Annotated in this window: 14 protein-coding genes and 1 pseudogene; 3 read left to right on the top strand and 12 right to left on the bottom strand. The window is 72.3% G+C overall.

Translation table 11 applies throughout. The features are described 5' to 3' along the window. Positions 1-181 precede the first annotated feature (181 nt). Positions 182-748: a hypothetical protein gene (locus CA983_RS25550; RefSeq protein ID WP_086603214.1), complete on the bottom strand. Its 567-nt coding sequence runs from the start codon at positions 746-748 to the stop codon at positions 182-184. A gap of 326 nt (positions 749-1,074) precedes the next feature. Here CA983_RS25550 and CA983_RS25545 point away from each other — a divergent pair, with 326 nt between their 5' ends. Further along, on the top strand, positions 1,075-1,509 hold the full coding sequence (locus CA983_RS25545) for a protease inhibitor (protein WP_086603213.1): 435 nt from the start codon (positions 1,075-1,077) through the stop codon (positions 1,507-1,509). A 334-nt stretch (positions 1,510-1,843) separates the two neighbouring features. On the opposite strand, the gene CA983_RS25540 is transcribed toward CA983_RS25545, so the two are convergent. The 9 genes from CA983_RS25540 to CA983_RS25500 all read right to left on the bottom strand — a co-directional run bounded on the left by CA983_RS25540 (position 1,844) and on the right by CA983_RS25500 (position 11,382). Further along, complete coding sequence (locus tag CA983_RS25540; RefSeq protein ID WP_003994890.1) at positions 1,844-2,050, bottom strand: CDGSH iron-sulfur domain-containing protein; 207 nt, start codon at positions 2,048-2,050, stop codon at positions 1,844-1,846. Continuing rightward, complete coding sequence (locus CA983_RS25535) at positions 2,031-2,684, bottom strand: HemK2/MTQ2 family protein methyltransferase (protein WP_167407457.1); 654 nt, start codon at positions 2,682-2,684, stop codon at positions 2,031-2,033. The genes CA983_RS25540 and CA983_RS25535 overlap by 20 nt, the downstream gene beginning before the upstream one ends. A gap of 21 nt (positions 2,685-2,705) precedes the next feature. Then, positions 2,706-3,719, bottom strand: a complete 1,014-nt coding sequence (locus CA983_RS25530; RefSeq protein WP_086603211.1) for an iron-containing redox enzyme family protein — start codon at positions 3,717-3,719, stop codon at positions 2,706-2,708. A gap of 142 nt (positions 3,720-3,861) precedes the next feature. After that, positions 3,862-4,050, bottom strand: a complete 189-nt coding sequence (locus tag CA983_RS25525) for a hypothetical protein (protein WP_086603210.1) — start codon at positions 4,048-4,050, stop codon at positions 3,862-3,864. Between the two features lie 48 nt (positions 4,051-4,098). Continuing rightward, positions 4,099-5,112, bottom strand: a complete 1,014-nt coding sequence (locus tag CA983_RS25520; protein ID WP_086603209.1) for a Ppx/GppA family phosphatase — start codon at positions 5,110-5,112, stop codon at positions 4,099-4,101. A gap of 85 nt (positions 5,113-5,197) precedes the next feature. Continuing rightward, a complete protein-coding gene (locus CA983_RS25515) occupies positions 5,198-8,020 on the bottom strand; it encodes an NHLP bacteriocin export ABC transporter permease/ATPase subunit (RefSeq protein ID WP_086603208.1) in 2,823 nt (940 codons plus the stop codon). A gap of 1 nt (position 8,021) precedes the next feature. Beyond that, positions 8,022-10,247 carry an NHLP family bacteriocin export ABC transporter peptidase/permease/ATPase subunit gene (locus CA983_RS25510; protein WP_208637035.1) on the bottom strand — a complete coding sequence of 742 codons (2,226 nt, stop codon included), beginning with the start codon at positions 10,245-10,247 and terminating at the stop codon, positions 8,022-8,024. After that, complete coding sequence (locus CA983_RS25505) at positions 10,244-11,050, bottom strand: HlyD family efflux transporter periplasmic adaptor subunit (RefSeq protein ID WP_086603207.1); 807 nt, start codon at positions 11,048-11,050, stop codon at positions 10,244-10,246. The genes CA983_RS25510 and CA983_RS25505 overlap by 4 nt, the downstream gene beginning before the upstream one ends. A 116-nt stretch (positions 11,051-11,166) precedes the next feature. After that, on the bottom strand, positions 11,167-11,382 hold the full coding sequence (locus CA983_RS25500; RefSeq protein ID WP_086603206.1) for a type A2 lantipeptide: 216 nt from the start codon (positions 11,380-11,382) through the stop codon (positions 11,167-11,169). A gap of 651 nt (positions 11,383-12,033) precedes the next feature. Between CA983_RS25500 and CA983_RS25495 the strand changes: the two genes are divergently transcribed. After that, complete coding sequence (locus tag CA983_RS25495) at positions 12,034-13,431, top strand: S1 family peptidase (protein WP_086603205.1); 1,398 nt, start codon at positions 12,034-12,036, stop codon at positions 13,429-13,431. A gap of 198 nt (positions 13,432-13,629) precedes the next feature. On the opposite strand, the gene CA983_RS25490 is transcribed toward CA983_RS25495, so the two are convergent. Continuing rightward, entirely contained in the window at positions 13,630-15,786 is a 2,157-nt protein-coding gene (locus CA983_RS25490; protein WP_086603215.1) for a SpoIIE family protein phosphatase, read from the bottom strand. Positions 15,787-16,118: 332 nt separating this feature from the next. On the opposite strand from CA983_RS25490, the gene CA983_RS48125 reads away from it, so the two are divergent. Beyond that, positions 16,119-16,727, top strand: a complete 609-nt coding sequence (locus tag CA983_RS48125) for a response regulator transcription factor (RefSeq protein WP_086603204.1) — start codon at positions 16,119-16,121, stop codon at positions 16,725-16,727. A gap of 291 nt (positions 16,728-17,018) precedes the next feature. Here the strand turns inward: CA983_RS48125 and CA983_RS48120 are convergent. Continuing rightward, positions 17,019-17,351 (bottom strand): annotated as a pseudogene (locus CA983_RS48120) (ATP-binding cassette domain-containing protein); the annotation flags it as partial. Positions 17,352-17,379 lie beyond the last annotated feature (28 nt).

Genomic DNA, 17,379 nt, shown 5'->3' with positions numbered 1-17,379 from the left:
GTGGAGCGCGGGGTGGCGCGGCTGAGGGGCGGAGGGCCGCTCGCCGGCGCCTGGGTGTGCGGCGGCGTGCGGATCCCGTCCTCTGGGGTGCTGCCGACGGTAGGGCGCCGCAGGCGGACGACACCAGAGGACGGTTCATCCATTCTCGGTGCTGTGAGTGGACCGATCCTCCACTCTTTGGTCATTCCTCGTCATCCGTGTGCTCGGCGTGATCCGCTTGATCCGGCTCGGCGTCCGGCCCCTGGGCCCGGACCCGCTGCACGTGTTCGAGGGAGTCGCGCAACTCCGCGAGCCAGTCGTCGGTATGACGCTGGACCAGGCGCACGCACCAGGCCAGCGCGTCGCTGCGGCTGCGGGCGACGCCGCCGGCGATCAGGGTGTCGAGGACCTGGCGCTCCGGCTGGCGCAGCCGCGTCATCACGGGCGCGGCCACGTGCGTGAAGAGGGTGCGCCGCCCGCCGCACTCCACGCCCCAGGACACCTTCCGGCGGAACCGGTGCTCGGCCTCCCGGGCCACGGCCATCCGGTCCTCACGTGTGCGTTCCCGGAACTCCTGCACCCGGCTCTCCAGGGCCGCCTCCCGCTCGGCGGCCGGGGCGTCCTCGGCCAGCCGGGGTTCGGGGATGCGACCGATCACGGTGATCTCCTCGCGGTCGACCGTGATCTCGGTCAGTTCCTCGAAGAGGTCGTCGGGAAGGCGGCCGGCGAACCAGCCGCGCAGTTTCTCTCGCTGCTCTGTCGTAATCATGTAATGACGATTACTCGGCCTGGGCATGAACACAAGGGGTCGCGAAGCAGTCGGCCGAGAGCGGAATTCGGAATGTTTCAGGCCTATTAACGAACACGCTGAAATCAGCCATCTGGCCGCTTCGTGATCCCGGAGCCCGCCCGGTTACGGGCTTCACGCGGGCGCGTTCCGTAACTTCGCGCCACTGATTCAATACGAAATGTTACTGAAACCGGTGGGGTCGATGTGTGTTTCGGTGGCGAACTCGGCAGACTCGCGGTCGCCGCCCCGGGCACCGATCGAGCACGGGTCGGCACACCCTGTAATCGAGCGGAAGGATGCACACAATGCGGAACACCGCGCGCTGGGCCATGACCCTCGGCCTGACGGCCACCGCCGTCTGCGGACCCCTGTCCGGGGCCGCGCTCGCCAGTCCGGGTCCGGCCCCCACCGCGCTCTACGCCCCGTCGGCCCTCGTTCTCACGGTGGGCCACGGTGAGAGCGCGGCCGCCGCGACTCCGGAACGCGCGGTCACCCTGACCTGTGCTCCGAGGCCCTCCGGTACGCACCCGGTCGCCGGCTCGGCCTGCGCGGAACTGCGCGGTGTCGACGGCGACATCCACGCCCTGACCGCCACGGACGGCGTGATGTGCACCAAGCAGTACGACCCGGTGGTCGTCACCGTCGACGGTGTCTGGCAGGGCCGGCGAGTCTCCTACGAGCGCACGTTCTCCAACGAGTGCGTGAAGAACGCCTACGGTTCCGGCGTCTTCGCGTTCTGAAAGACCGGGATCGCGCCATTCCCGTGAGACACAGCGGCTCGAGGCTGGGGAGCCGGGCCGCTGTCGCGGGGACCTGCGATCTCGTACAAGGGGGCCGGTGGGCGGAGTGGGGCCGCCCGCCGGCCCCTGGACTTGCCGGCCACCGCGACCGGGCTCAAGGCCCTGTCATCACATTCCCGCCTGCCCCGCGGCGCCCTGCACGCCCTCTCGCCGCACCGGGCGCAGACCCAGGTACAAAACCAGTACGAGGGTCTGCGCCCGGCACGGCGAGAGCACGCACCTGACGCCGCGGGGCCCGCCCTTCGGGCGGACGACGGGAATGTGACGACAGGGCCTAGGCCCGGTCGCGGTGGCTCGTGTCGCACCACGGATAGCGGCGGCTGCGGCGGCAGGTGCACAGGGCCACGCGGAAGCGGTCCGAGGTGACGACGGAACCGTCCTCCAGCTCCACCTCCACCGGGCCCTCCACCAGCAGCGGGCCCTTGCGCTGGACCGTCACGCGGCGCGGCGCCGCGGACCGGTCAGACGGGGAGTTCGGCACGGACGACCACCAGCTCTTCCTTGTCCTCGGCGGAGGACAGCAGCCCCCGCTCCCGCAGCCAGCGTTCCCGGCCGCGCAGCACCGGACCGAACGCGATCCGCCGCCGGCACGTCACAGCGGCCTTCAGACCGGACGAGCGCAGCTGCCCGACGGTCAGGTCCGGGCCGCTCAGCGCGGACTGCACCAGCAGCAGCACCCCGCCCGGACGCAGCAGATCAGGCGCCTCCCGGCAGATCCGGTCCACGACCAGCCGTCCGTCGTCGCCCGCGTCCCAGGCGCGGGCCGCCCCCCGTGGCCGTCCGGTACCGTCCGGCGCCGGCACGTACGGCGGGTTGGCCAGGATCATGTCGAACGACTCGCCCCGCACCGGATCGAAGAGATTCCCGCGCCGGATGCGGACCGGCAGCCCCGCCCGTACAGCGTTCAGCCGCGCGGCCCACACGGCCCGGCGCGCCACGTCCACGGCGGTCACACGGAAACCCCGGCGCGCGGCCTCCAGGGCCAGGGCGCCGGTGCCGGTGCCGACGTCCAGGACCTCCGCGCCCGGCGGCAACGGCTCGTCGGACAGGGCGCCGGCCAGCAACTCGGTGTCCTCCTGCGGGGCGTACACGCCCGGGGGTACCAGTGGGTTCACGATGCTCGGGTACCCGGGTGTTCAGGAGATATGGGTGGCTTCACGGGCAAGCGGTGCATGCAGTGACGAACGCGACGCACGCCAGTCGGCGAGCAGCCGGGCGGCGAAGCGGTCCTCGACGAACTCGGTGGCGTCGATCCCGAACGCGACATCCGGGGCCAGGTGCGGCTCCTCCGCCAGCAGACCGCCGATGACGTCGTGGCGCACCACCTGCTCGTGGACCGCGTCGGCCTCGACGTGCTCGTCGTAGAAGTGCTCGGCCGCCGGCCCGGCGCCGGTGCGGCGCATCGCCTCAGCGAGCCGCCGGGATCCCGGTGACGAGGTGATCTCGACCGTCGCGAAGTGGCCGACCAGGGCGCCCCTGAGGGCCCGGTGCAGGCCGAAGAGGGACATGAGGTTCACCGTGACCAGGGCCTCGGCGCACGCCGCGTCGAGGTAGCGGCCGTACGTCGTGTCCAGGCCCAGGTCCTTCATCAGGTCGGCGAACAGCCGGGCGTGCACACGGTCGGCTCGGCCGCCGCCCCACTCGTCGAACTCCACCGCCGCCATCCCCGCCTTCGCCCGGCCCCACAGCCGCGGCAGCACCCAGGCGTGCGGGTCCGCCTCCTTGAGGTGGTACAGCGAGCGCTGGGCCGCGTACTCGCGCAGGTGCCACAGCTCGCCCTCGTCGCGCAGGAAGTGGGTGACGCCCGCGCCGTCGACGGGCTCGACCAAGAGGTCCGCCAGTGCCTCGTCCACACTGTCGTGGACCCGGGCGTCGGCACGCAGGGCGGACAGGAAGCGCTGCTCGAGGGCCGCCCGGATACGCAGCAGCTCCGGGTCCCACTCGCGGTCGGGGGACACCCCCTCGAACCCGCGGTAGTGCAGCTCGTAGCACAGGTAGAGCGCCAGCTGGAGGTCCTCGCCGTACACCTCGGCACGGGCGACGGCCTCAAGGCGGGGCAGCCGGCCCGCTCCCCGCAGGTATGCCTCGACGCCCCTGCTCAGCGGGCCGCGCGGGGCCGGCAGTCCTGGTTCTTCGCGGTGGTGCTCCATGCGCACCGGGTACCCGGCCGGCGCCCGGGGTCACCTACCCGCGTAGTTCCGGCGTGGAAAGGAACTCCGGCACGTCATGAAGGAACTCCGGCACGTCATGGAGGGGCCGGGCCTCGGGCCAGGCCCCTCCTGATCCCCCGTTTCAGTCCCCCTGGGACTCCTCCTGGGCGCGCGTGTTGGGGGTGATGGCCTCTCCGGCCTCGCCCCGGTGGCGTCGCTGCTCGGCGGAGTCCTGGGTGCGGTTCTCGGCGTCCTCGATCTCGCGCAGGACCTCCTCCAGCGCCGTCTCGGGCTTCTTGTCGGAGCTGTCGTGGTTCTTGTCCTGGGACACGGGGGTCTCCTTCCTGCGTTCGGTGCGTTCGTTCCGCTCTTCCGGTGCTCAGCTCGTGGCGGTGGCGGTGGCGATGCGCAGCGGCACCGGGTCGGGCGGGGCCGCCTCCTCGCTGCGCCGGGTGACCTCCGCCCACCAGGCGGGGCCGTCCTCGATGTGCCGCAGCAGCACGCCTTCGCGGATCGCCCAGGGGCAGACCGTGACGGACCTGAGGCCGGTCAGCTTCATCGCGGTGTGCGCGACCACCGCTCCGGCCAGGCTCTGCGCGGCCCGCGGCGCGGAGATGCCGGGCAGCAGCGCGCGTTCGGCGGCGGGCAGGGCGGCCAGCCGCGGGATCGCCTCCCGCAGCGCCTCCCGGTGCAACTGCCGGTCCACGAACGGGCCGTGGCGGCCGGGCGCCGTACCGCACAGCCGTCCCAGCTGCTGGAAGGTGCGCGAGGTGGCGACCGCGGTGCGCGGGCCCTCCCAGCGGATCCGCGCCGCGACGTCCCGCAGCTGGTGGCGGACCTTGCGGCGCAGCGCCCGCACCCGCTCCGGCGACGGCGGGTCCTCGTCCTTGAAGAACTCGTGCGTGAGCCGCCCCGCGCCCAGCGGCAGCGACGCCACGAAGTCGGGCAACCGGCCGCGCCCGAAGGCGACTTCGAGCGAGCCGCCGCCGATGTCGAGCAGCGCGAGCGGCCCCGACCGCCAGCCCATCCAGCGCCGGGCCCCGAGGAACGTCAGTTCCGCCTCGACCTCGCCCGGCAGGGTGCAGAGGTCCACGCCGGTACGGGCTCGGACGGTGTGCAGCACCTCGTGCCGGTTCGGCGCGCCGCGCACCACGGCGGTCGCGAACGCCAGCGGGCCGGCCGCACCCCACCGGGTGGCGGTCCGGCTCGCCTCGGCGACCGCGTGCACCAGTTGTTCCACGGCCGGCTCCGGGATGGGTCCCCCCGGTGTGACCTGCTCGGACAGCCTGAGCCGCCACTTGGCGGTGTGCACCGGAAGCGGTACGCCGTCGTCCGCGTCCGCGACCACCAGTCTGACCGTGTTCGATCCCACGTCCACCACGCTCATTCGCATGGGCCGTGGGTACCCACTTCTGACAGAGCCCAACGGTCCGGGCCGCGGGGTACGGCGAAGACGCGCCACCGCAGGCCGCGGATCGTCACGCCATCTGGCGCCGCACCAGCTCGTGCAGCCGGCCGCCGGTGTCGGCGAGCAGCTGGGCGGGCGGGCCCTGCTGGACGACCTTGCCGTCCTCCATCACCACGACCCGGTCGGCGTCCAGCACGGTCGACAGCCGGTGGGCGATGACGATCCGGGTGGCGTTGAGGGCCTTGGTGCTCTCGATGACCGTGCGCTGGGTCTCGTTGTCGAGGGCGCTGGTCGCCTCGTCGAAGAAGAGGATGCGCGGCCGGCGAATCAGCGCCTGGGCGATCATCAGCCGCTGGCGCTGGCCGCCGGAGACGGCGCCGCTGCCCGAGACGATGGTGTGCAGGCCCATCGGCATCCGCTTGATGTCCTCGGCGAGCCCGGCCATCTCGGCCGCCGCCATCGCCTCCTCCGGCGTGTACGGCTCGGTGCCGCAGATGACGTCCAGGATCGAACCGGTGAACGGCTGCGCGTGCTGGAGCACCACACCGCACTGGCGGCGCACCGCCGACTGGTCGAGCGCGGCCAGGTCCTGACCGTCGTAGAGGACGCTGCCCGACACCGGACGGTCGAAGCCGATCAGCAGACGCAGCAGCGTCGACTTGCCGCAGCCGCTGGGGCCGACGACCGCGACGAACTCGCCCGGACGCACCTCGAACGACACGTCGTCCAAGACCAGCGGACCGTCGTCCGAGTACCGGAAGGACAGCCGCCGCGCCTCCAGCGCCCCGGACAGCGGGCCCGGACGCGTGCTCGCCGTGCGCACCTCCGGCGTCGCGTCCAGGACCGGCTTGATCTCCTCGAACAGCGGCAGCGCCGCCACGGCCGAGACGAACGCGCCCGTCAGCTGGGTGACCGAGGTCAGCACCATCGTCACCGAGGTGTTGAAGGTGAGGAACGCGGCCGCCGACATCGAGCCCCGGGCCGGACCCGCCAGCAGCATGAACATCAGCAGCGTGCACAGCGGCAGATACACCGCGCCCAGCACCGACGTGAGGTTCTTGATGCGGCCGGCCTTCTGCTGGAGCTCACGGCTGCGCGCGAACTGGGACGCCCACGCGGCGTAGGCGTAGTTCTCGGCGGCGGCCACCCGCAGCTTGGGCAGACCGCGCAGCGTCTGGAAGGCCTGGTTGTTCAGCTTGTTGGAGAGCACGACCAGCCGCCGCTGCCACCGCACCTGCCACAGCCCGAGCCCCAGGAACACGGCCGCGATGACGACGAGCATGCCGACCGCGGCCATCGCCATCGGCACGCTGAACCACAGCAGCAGCCCCAGGTTCATCGCCCCGACGGTCACCGACTGGGCGACCGTCGGACCGACTCCGGCCAGCAGCCTGCGGATCGAGCTGATGCCCATGGCCGCGCTGGCCAGTTCGCCGGTGGAGCGCTCGGTGAAGAACCTCGTCGGCAGCCTGAGCAGCCGGTCCCACACGGCCGGCTGGAGCGTGGCCTCGATGCGGCCCTCCAGCCGCAGGATGGTCAGGTTCTGCAGCAGCATGAAGGCCGCCGCCACCACGCTGCTGAGCATCACGGCCAGGCACACCTGCACGATCAGGTCCGTCTGCGCCTTCGGCACGAACTCGCCGAGCACCTTGCCGGTCGCGATGGGCACCAGCGCGCCGATCGCCACCGTCACCAGGCCGCTGAGCAGCAGTCCGGTCAGGTCGCCGCGCGTGCCCCGCATGCAGAACCGCAGCAGCCTGAGCGGACTGAGCCCGCGCTCGGGCAGCGGGCGGTAGAACATCACCGCGCGCGGCTCGAACTCGTCGGCGTTCGCCTTCTCGATCGGTGTCTCACGCCCGGTCGACGGATGGACGGCGACATATCCGCCGCGCCGCCACAGCAGCGCCACCGGCGCGCCGGTCAGGGCCCGGTGGCCGACCAGCGGCCCGACGTCGTCCCGCCACCAGCGGCCGTCCAGGCGAACGGACCGGGTACGGACGCGGGAGGCCAGGGCGACCTGCTCGACCGGGTCGAGGCGGTCGCCGCCGGTGCCCTTCTGGGTGGGCTCGGTGAGGCTGATCCCGGCCGCCTGCGCGACCAGCTTGCACGCCGCGTACGTGGCGTCGGCGTCGGCCGCCGTGGTCCGCTTCGACGACCGCTTGCCGATGGAGGCGAGCAGCGTCCGGTCGGCCTGGGCGCGTACCGCCTCACCGGCCTTGATGCCCTCGGCCGTCCGCGACTCGTGGGTGCGCTCCAGCTGCTCGATCCAGCGGTCCAGCGTGGTCAGCAGCCGGTACTGCTGGTCGACCATGGTCTGCCACAGCGCCGGGTCCATCAGCAGGTCGGCCGCGGCCTCCGCGCCGTACAGCGAGCCGTACTGGACGCTGCCCGGCGGCACCTGCATCCAGAACACGTCGTCGTCCGTGGGGGCGGCGGCCCGCTCGTTCGCCATCGGCGCCTGGAAGAGGATGGACTGGCTGCGGCCGACGCCCAGGGCGAGGGCGTACTCCAGCGGGCTCGTCGTCGGCGGCACGTACTGCGGGTTGCCGTACTCGTCGTACGACCAGGTCGCGGTGTTGGCCGGCTGGTACAGCTCGCGCAGGCCGATGCGGTGCACCACGCAGTCCCGCAGCGGGCGGGCCACCAGGGTGTGCTGGGGCCCCGCCACCGGTCCGAGCACCAGCGAGCCCGCCTCCAGCCGGCCCAGGTGGTGCCAGTGGCCCTGCCGGCCGGCGTCCACCGCGAACAGGTCGACGGCACCCGACGCGACCAGCCACAGCACCTGCGGACCCTCCAGGTCGAGGCGGTTGAACCCGGCGCAGTCGATGCGCGTGCCCATCTGCCCGAACGCGTTGAGGACGAGGTCGCCCTCGTGTCCCTGAACGGCCGTCATCTCACCGCTCCCTGACCAGTGCCGCGTACGCTCCGCCGCGCGCCACCAGGTCCTCGTGCCGTCCCCGCTCCACGACCGTGCCGTGCTGCAGGACGACGATCTCGTCGCTGTCACGGACCGTGCTGAGCCGGTGCGCGATCACCACACAGGCACAGCCGCGCCTGCGCAGGTTGTCCATCACGACCAGCTCGGTCTCCGCGTCCAGCGCGCTCGTCACCTCGTCGAGGACCAGGATGCTCGGCCGGCGCACCAGCGCCCGCGCGATCTCCAGGCGCTGGCGCTGCCCGCCGGAGAAGTTGCGCCCGTCCTGCTCGACCTTGCTGTGGATGCCGCCCGGACGCCGCGTGATCACGTCGTACAGGGCGGCGTCCCGCAGCGCGTCCTCCACCGCCTCGTCCGGGATCGACGGGTCCCACAGCGCCACGTTGTCGCGGACCGTGCCCTCGAAGAGGAACACGTCCTGGTCGACGAAGGACACGGAGGCGGCCAGCGCCCCGCGCGGGATGTCCTCGATGCGCTGCCCGTCGATGCGGATCACGCCCTCCCAGGGCGCGTACAGGCCGGAGATCAGCCTGGACACCGTGGACTTGCCGCTGCCGGACCCGCCGACCAGCGCGACCTGCTGCCCGGGGCCGACCGTCAGGTCGAAGCCGGTGAGCAGGGGCTTGTCGAGCGGGCTGTAGCCGAAGGTGATGTTCTCCAGCTCGACGTGTCCCTGGAGGCGGCGCGTCGACTCGCCGGACTCGGGGCGGCCGTAGAGCGGGTCGGCCTTGAAGTTCTCCACGTCCTTCAGCCGCGCCACGTCGGCCGCGAAGTCCTGGATGCGGCCCGCGACGCCGTTGAGCCGGGTCAGCGGGGCCGTGAACCGGGTGACCAGGGCCTGGAAGGCGACCAGGAGGCCGACCGAGATGTGGCCCTCGACCGCCCGCATGCCGCCGATCCAGAGGATCAGCGCGCTGTTGAGGGTGGCCAGCGTCGGTGCGACCACGCCCAGCCAGGCGCTCGGCACACCGAGCCGCTGCTGCTCCTCCAGCGTGGTGGCGTGCTGCCCGGCCCACTTGCGGAAGTAGCCGTCCTCGCCGCCGGTCGCCTTCATCGTCTCGATCAGCTGAAGGCCGGTGTAGGCGGTGTTGGTCAGCCGTGCCGTGTCGGCGCGCAGCTTCGCCGTGCGCGTGGCCCGCAGCCGGATGACGACCCGCATGGCCACGACGTTCAGCAGCGCCACGCCGATGCCGACGAACGTCAGCTGCGGGTCGTAGGTGTAGAGCAGCACCGCGTAYAGGACGACGACGACCGCGTCCACGCCCGCCGCCGCGAGGTCGCGGGACAGGGTCTCGGCGACCGCGTCGTTGGACTGGAGCCGCTGGACGAGGTCGGCCGGGCTGCGCTGGGAGAAGAACGTCACCGGCAGCCGCAGCAGATGGCGCAGGAAGCGGGCGCTGGAGAGGGTCGAGGAGATGATGCGGCCGTGCAGCAGGTTGGCCTGCTGGAGCCAGGTGAGGACCAGGGTGAGCAGCACGCACGCCGCCATCGCCGTGAACAGCGTCGGCAGCAGCGAGGTCTGGTTCCCGATCAGGAACTCGTCGATGTAGGTGCGGCTGAGCGCGGGCACGGCGGCCCCGACCGCCACCAGCAGCAGGCTCGCCAGGACGGCGGCGGGCATCGTGCCCGCGGTGCCGCGCAGCCGGGCGGGCATCGCGCCCAGGACGCCGGGCTTGCGGCCGCCCCGGGTGAAGTCCTCGCCGGGCTCCATGACCAGCACGACACCGGTGAAGCTGCCGTCGAAGTCCTCCATGGGGACGAAGCGGCGGCCCTTGCCGGGGTCGTTGATGTAGACGCCACGGCGGCCGAAGCGGCGGCCCATGCCGTCGTAGACGACGTAGTGGTTGAACTCCCAGAACAGGATGGCCGGCGACTTCACCTCGGCGAGGGCGGCCAGGTCCATCTGCATGCCCTTGGCCGTCAGGCCGTAACTGCGGGCCGCCTTGAGGAGGTTGCTGGCGCGCGAGCCGTCGCGGGAGACGCCGCAGGCGATGCGCAGCTCCTCCAGCGGGACGTGCTTGCCGTAGTGGCCGAGCACCATCGCCAGGGAGGCGGCGCCGCATTCCACGGCCTCCATCTGGAGCACGGTGGGCGTGCGGACGGTCTTCGCCCCGGCCTTGGGCACCTTGCGCTTCGGCGGGGCGGCGCGGCGTCGGCCCCGGGTGTCCGGTGCGGTCGCGGTCACGGCAGCAGCCAGTCGACGGGATGCTGCTCGGCCAGCCGGATCGACCCCGAGGCCAGCGTCATGGAGGTCAGCTTGAACGGCGGCCCGTCCGCGGACGACCACTGGTAGCCGCTCTTCGTGGCGGACGACTTGTCCAGCCGGACCGTGACGGCCACCGGCCTGCCCTTCTTCGTGAACTGCTCGCCCAGCTGGCTGTCCCCGAGGAACGCGGCGATCGACTGCGGAGACTGGGCCGAGCGGTCCACCGACTTCACGTGGCCGCGCAGCACGCCGTACTCCTGGGTCGGCACCGACTGCACGGTCAGGTCGACGGCGGCGTCGTCGGGGATCGAGGCGGCGTTCTCGGCGGGGACGTAGACCGTCGCGTACAACGGGTCCTTGGTGTGGGCGACCTTCTCGACGGCGGCGACGTTCGCGCCGGTCTGGATGATCTGCCCGACGGTCGCGGCGAGCGCGGAGACACGGCCCGCGTCGAGCGTGCGGACGACGGTTTCGCCCCTGGGCGTACGGACCTTGAGCACGGGGGAGTCGGCGGGCAACCGCTCGCCCTGCTTCGCGAGCACCGCGGTGACCTGGCCCGCCACCGGGCTCTGGAGGAGGTAACTGCCCTGCCCGTGCGTGAGGATGGCGGGTGCGCTGACGGTGGAGGTCACCGAGCCGGTCACCGCCCATACCGAGGCGGACGCCATCGCGACCACCGTCACCGAGAGCACCAGCCAGCCCTGCGGGCGGGCGAAACGCACCGGAAGGTCGAGTTCCTCCGGCGACTGGAGCTTGGCGAGGGCCTGTTGGCGGAACTGCAAGGAACTTCCCTCACCCGTAGAAGAGGTACTTACAGCCGTAGCGGACGTGGTTACGGCACCCGAAGATCCCGGAACCGCCGGCTGCGGCTCCGGGAGTCAACGGCACTGGGGCTCGATCAGAGACCGGAGACCAGGTTGGTGACCGGGGCCGTGTTCAGGCCGGTGACACCCTCCACGGTGCCGACGGCCGTGTTGACCAGGCCGGAAACCGGAGCGATGCCGTCGACCGTGTCGGTGACGGTGTTCACGGCGTTCACGGACAGGCCGCCGGAGACGGCGTCGAGCTCGGCGTCAGCGATCTCGACGGTCTCAACCTGGGGGGTGGAGTTCATGTTGGAACTTCCCTTCGTATGGATATCTCACAAGGGGGGAGCGGCCCCCTCTGGGGACAGATGACGGCCGCGACCGCGAGTGCCGGACTCTCGTTTCCGAGTGCCCTGTGCGGCCCCCGCGGTGCGATGGATCAAAGCACGCTGCGGGCGCGGGCTTCCAATCAACCACCTGTCCCACCAGGCAACTTGCGCCTCAGCCGCACCGAAGCGTGCAGGTGTGCGCACGCCTTCGTGGCGACTTCTTCACATGCGGCGCGGCATCGGCTCATCCGGCCCCTTGCGCCGTGGAGCGGCGAATCCGGCACTCCCGCCCCAAAGGCATGACCGACGCGGTCGGCGCGCGGATAATCCTCGACTCGGTGACCGGGTTGAGCATTCAATGTGCAGATTCGCTGAAGGTGAGATTCCGTTCAGCGATCGCAACAGACCGTTTCATGTCGGATACAGATCGTGTTCGTTCGGTATGCCGTCACGAGGCCTGCGTCTGAAACGCCGTCATCCGGCCAGTTGGCTGATTTCACGGTGCGAACGGATCACTTGCAAACGGAATTGAACGCCCCGGACGGCCCGTGCGTACCAACAGCCATCCAGGCGCCCCCCCAAGAGCTGCCGGACGGCGGCACCTACTCCGTTCCCCAGGAGGAGAGAAGTTTGAGTCACAAGCGAATTCCGAAGCGCAAGGCCGCGATAGCGGCGGGCAGCGTGGTGGCGCTCGGCGCGGCCGCGATCCTGCTCCCCAGCGCCAACGCGTCGCAGGACGGTTCGTCCGACGACGCGGCGGCCGCGCCGAAGACCCTGAAGGCGGGCGACGCCTCGGATCTCGCCTCGCAGCTCTCCGGGCTCCTCGGTGAGGCGTTCGGCGGCTCCTACTACGACAGCGACAGCCAGCAGCTCGTCGTCAACGTCGTACCGGGCGACAACAACAACGTGGTCGTGCAGGCGAAGGCGGCCGGCGCGAAGGTCCGCGAGGTCGACAACAGCTGGTCGGAGCTGAAGAGCGGGGCGCAGACCCTGAAGTCGGACGCGACCATCGCGGGCACCTCGTGGTCGATCGACCCGCGCACGAACAAGCTCCTGGTGACGGCCGACAGCACCGTCACCGGCGCCAAGTGGGACAGACTGGAGTCCACCGTGCAGAGGCTCGGCTCCGGCATGGCGACCCTCAAGAAGTCCGCGGGCACCTTCAAGCCGTTCGTCTCGGGCGGTGACGCCATCTTCGCGGGCGGCTCGCGCTGCTCCCTCGGCTTCAACGTCACCGCGGGCGACGGCTCGCCGGCCTTCCTGACGGCCGGTCACTGCACCCTCGGCGGCAACGAGTGGTCGGACACGCAGGGCGGCCAGCCGATCGCCACCGTCGACCAGTCCACCTTCCCCGGCGACGGCGACTTCGCACTCGTGAAGTACGACGACCCGGCGACCGAGGCGCCCAGCGAGGTCAACACCGGCGACCAGACCGTCCAGATCACCGAGGCCGCGGAGGCGACCGTCGGCCAGGAGGTCTTCCGGATGGGCAGCACCACCGGGCTCGCCGACGGCCAGGTCCTCGGACTCGACGCCACGGTGAACTACCCCGAGGGCACCGTCACCGGCCTGATCCAGACCAACGTCTGTGCCGAGCCCGGCGACAGCGGCGGTTCGCTGTTCACCCAGGACGGTCTCGCGATCGGCCTGACCTCGGGCGGCAGCGGTGACTGCACGGTCGGCGGCGAGACGTTCTTCCAGCCGGTGACCACCGCACTGGAGGCGGTCGGCGCGACCCTCGGCGCGGGTGAAGAGGCCGGTGCCGGCGAGGAAGCCGGTGCGGGCGAGGAAGCCGGCGCCGGAGCCGGTGCCGGTGAGGAAGCAGGCGCTGGTCAGGAGGCCGGAGCCGGCGGCGAGGCCGGTGCGGGTGCGGGCGAAGAAGCCGGTGCCGGTGAAGAGGCCGGTGCCGGCGCGGGTGCCGGTGCCGGTGAGCAGGCCGGAGGCGAGGACGCGGGCGCCGGAGCCGGCGCCGGTCACGACGCGGGCCAGGGTGTCGAGGACGACTCCGGTCTGACCGAGTCCCGCTGACCCGAGAACGTCGGCAGCCGGTCCGACGCTGCCGGCCCGGTTCCGCCCCCTTCCTGGCGGGACCGGGCCGGCCCACCGGCGTTCCCAGCCACCGACCGGCCTGAGCAGTGGTTCCGGCCGGCGGTGGACCGGGCCGGCCCTCCGGCGGGAGGACCGGCCCGTCTGCGCGCGGGGCTCCACAGGAGAGGGTCCGGGGCCCTATCCGACGGCCCTGAGCAGCAACAGGGCGATGTCGTCGAGCCGTTCCTCCCCGTCCGTGCGGTGGGGCTCCTGGCGGACGAGGCTGTCGGCCAGTTCGTCCAGCGGCTGGTCCCCGGCGTCGGCCAGGCGGCGGCCCAGGCCCGCGAGGGCCTCCTCGAAGTCGGTGCCGGGGGACTCGACCAGCCCGTCGGTGTAGAGGACGAGCAGGGAGCCGGGGGCGAGGGCGACCTCCGTCGTCGGGTACACCGCGGAGGCGTCGATGCCCAGCAGCGGACCGCCGGCCAGGTCGAGGACGCGCACCCGCCCGTCGGGGCGTCTCAGCAGCGGCGGCGGATGACCCGCGCGGGACATCACGGCCCGGCCGTGCGCCGGGTCGAGGCGCAGGTACAGGCAACTGGCGAACAGGTCGGCCCCCAGGTCGAGCATCAGCCGGTTGGTGCTGCGCATGACCTCCTCGGGCGCCTGGCCCACGGCCGTGTACGCACGGACAGCGGTGCGGACCTGCCCCATCAGCCCGGCCGCCGTGACGTTGTGGCCCTGCACGTCCCCGATCACCGCCGCCGCCATCCCCTGGGTGCGCACCAGGTCGTAGAAGTCGCCGCCGATGTCCATGCCCTGGGTGGCCGGCACGTAGCGGGCGGCCGCCTCGATGCCGGGCAGCGACGGCAGGGAGTGCGGCAGCAGCGCCTCCTGGAGACCGTGCGCGAGCCGGTGCTTGGCGTCGTAGAGCAGCGCCCGCTCCAGCGCCTGGGCGATCAGCCCGGCCAGGCTGGTCATCACCGCCCGCTCCTCCGTCGGGAAGTGGTGCGGCTCGGCGTAGGAGAGCACGCACGTCCCCACCGGCCGGCCCTGGGCGATCAGCGGCAGATACGCCCAGGCCGCGAATCCGTCGGGCGTGGCGAGCCGTGCCGGGTAGAGGCGCTCCAGATGTTCCTGCGACTCGAAGAAGGCGGGCACGCCCGTGCGCAGCACCTGCGTGCCGGGGGTCGGCTCGGTCAGCGGCATCCCGTCGAACCGTTCCACCACGGTCGCGTCCCGGTACCCGCGATGCCCGAGCACCCGCAGCCGGTTCGCCCGCGAGCCCAGCACGACCAGGGCCTGGCTGCCCACGGCCGGGGCGATCTCGTCCGCGACCAGCTGCACCACGTCCTGCACCCCCACCGCCTCGGTGAGCGCGCTGGCCAGGTCCAGGACCTGCGACATGGTGACCAGCCGGGTCGGCGTCCCGTCGGGCGGCGGGGCGGCCCGGTTCATCTCCGCCACGGCCCGGGCCCTGGTGATCCGGACGCTGAGGCCCGTCGTGCTCGGATACAGCCGGAACGACAGCCACTCGCCGGGCGGGCGCAGCGCCACGAACGAGGCGGTGTGCTGGCTCATCAGCGCGGCCCGGTAACGGTCCTCGTACACCGGGTCGTTGAGCCACGGCACCGACGCCCACAGCTGCGTGCCGAGCAGCCGGCTGACCGGGACGTGCAGCAGCTCGGCCGCCGCCGCGTTGACGAAGCCGATCCGCCCGTGCAGATCCAGCGAGACCAGCCCGTACGGCAGCCGGCTCACCATCCGGGCCGCCTCGACCGTGCCGAGCGTGCCGGCCATCCCGCCCACCATGGGCGAGGCGACCAGATCGGTCTCCGGGTGCGGCGGGACGCTGTGCTCCGCGGCCCGCTCCAGCCGGACCGCCAGCCGGCCGCAGGCCGCGGTCAGGTGCTCGCGCTCCCGGTCGGACAGCTCCTGCGGATGCCCGCCCGGCCAGGTCACGAACACCGCGCCGTACACGGTGGACTCGGTGGCCACCGGCACCGCGGCCAGGGCGAACGGATAGGGCAGCACCACGGCGATCCGCGGATAGCGGCGGGCCATCTCCTCCTCGCCGCCGACCCACACCAGCTCGCGCTCGCGCGCCGCGTCGGCGACCGGGATCGGCGCGCTCAGCCCCACCCGCTCCCAGGGCGCCGCGAACGCCCGGGGGAGCCCCGCCATCACCGCCATCTCCAGCACCGGCTGGTCCCGCGCCAGCAGGTACACCGCGCCGGAGTGGGCGTGCACCTCGTCCATCATCGAGGCCAGCGCCAAGGACAGCAGGGGACGGCCGACCGGCGTCCTGGCGGCTGCCGGCGCCTGCGCGGACGACTGCCCGTCGGACACGCCGACCACCTCCTCGCACGGCCGCGCGACCGGGCCCACGAACAAATCTCCTCCCTGGCGGCCCGTCGCGCACGACGAGCGGCACGGGGGACGAACGTGGTTACCGTCGGTCACAGACCCGCGGGCCCCGTTGGAGGCGCCCGCATACCCCGACCGCCGCGACCCATGCCGCCGAAATCGAAGCGCGGCCGGGTGTACGGGCGCCGCGAGTGCGCCCCCACGCACCCTGATGGCCGGTTCTCCGCGCCCACGCAGGGTCACGATCGCGAACAATGGGGCAGGCGCTCAACACGACGAGCTCAACACGACGACGGGGCGTACGGCGAGCCGAGGGGGTGGCAGTGATCCGGGTGCTTCTGGTGCACGACGAGTGTCTGGTGCGATCGGTGCTGGCGGAGTGGCTGCGGGGGGAGTCCGATCTCGCGGTGCACGACACGTCGTGGCGGGGCGCGCCCGGACTGCTGTCGTCCGTGCGGCCGGACGTCTGCGCGGCGGACCTCGAGTGCGCGGATTCCTACGGCATCCCTCCGCTGGGCGAGCTGTGCCGGCCCGGCCCGGACCGGACGCGCCCGCGCCTGCTCGTGCTCGCCACCGCGAACAGACCCGGACTGCTGAAACGGGCGGTCGAGGCGGGGGCGCTCGGCTACGTCGACAAGGAGGGTTCGCCGCAGAACCTGCTGCGCGGAATCCGCAGGGTCGCCCAGGGGGAACGTTTCGTCAACGACTCGCTGGGGTTCGGGTTTCTCAAGGCGGCCGAGATGCCGCTGACCCGCAGAGAGCTGAGCGTGTTATCCCTCGCGGCCGAGGGAGCCTCCATCGCGGAGATCGCCGGGAGCCTGCACCTGTCCCACGGGACCGTGCGCAACTACATGGCGGCCATCACCCGCAAGACCGGGGCCCGCAACCGCATCGACGCGATCCGCATCTCGCAGGGACAGGGCTGGCTCTGACCGCCGCCGCGATGATGCGGGTGCCCAGTTCCCGACGAGGTCCCGGTACAGCGCCGAGGACCGCATCAGCTCCTCGTGGCCGCCGCAGGCCGTGCTCCGGCCGTCCATGACCAGCACCCGGCCGGCGCGGCGGGCCGAGCTGATGCGGTGGGCGACGACCACCAGGGTCCCGCCCGGCCGCCCGGCGAAGGCCCGCTCGGCGCGCTCCTCCGTCCCGGCGTCCAGATGGCAGGTCGCCTCGTCGAGCAGGGCGAGCGGGGCGTACGACAGATAGGCCCGGGTCAGCGCGACCAGTTGCCGTTCGCCGGCCGACAGAGTGGCGGGATCGACCTGGGCGCCGAGGCCGCCGAGCCGGTCGGCCAGCGGGGCGAGACCGACCGCTTCGGCCGCGGCCAGCAGTTCCTCTTCGGGCACCGGGTCCGGACGCAGGTACGCGAGATTCTCGGCCAGCGTGCCGCCGAAGACGTACGCCTCCTGCGGGATGAGGACCCGCGCGGCGGCCGCCTCCGGCCCGGGCACGGGGTGTCCGCCCACGGTGATGGTGCCCCGGTCCGGTGTGAGCAGCCCGGCCACGAGGGCGGTGAGCGTGGACTTGCCGGCACCGCTGGGTCCGACGACGGCCAGGTGTGAGCCGGCCGGGAGGGTGAGGTCG

This window comes from Streptomyces swartbergensis (genome assembly GCF_002148965.1).
In the GTDB taxonomy this organism is placed as follows: Bacteria; Actinomycetota; Actinomycetes; order Streptomycetales; family Streptomycetaceae; genus Streptomyces; species Streptomyces swartbergensis.
This window is presented reverse-complemented; position numbering and strand designations above follow the sequence as displayed.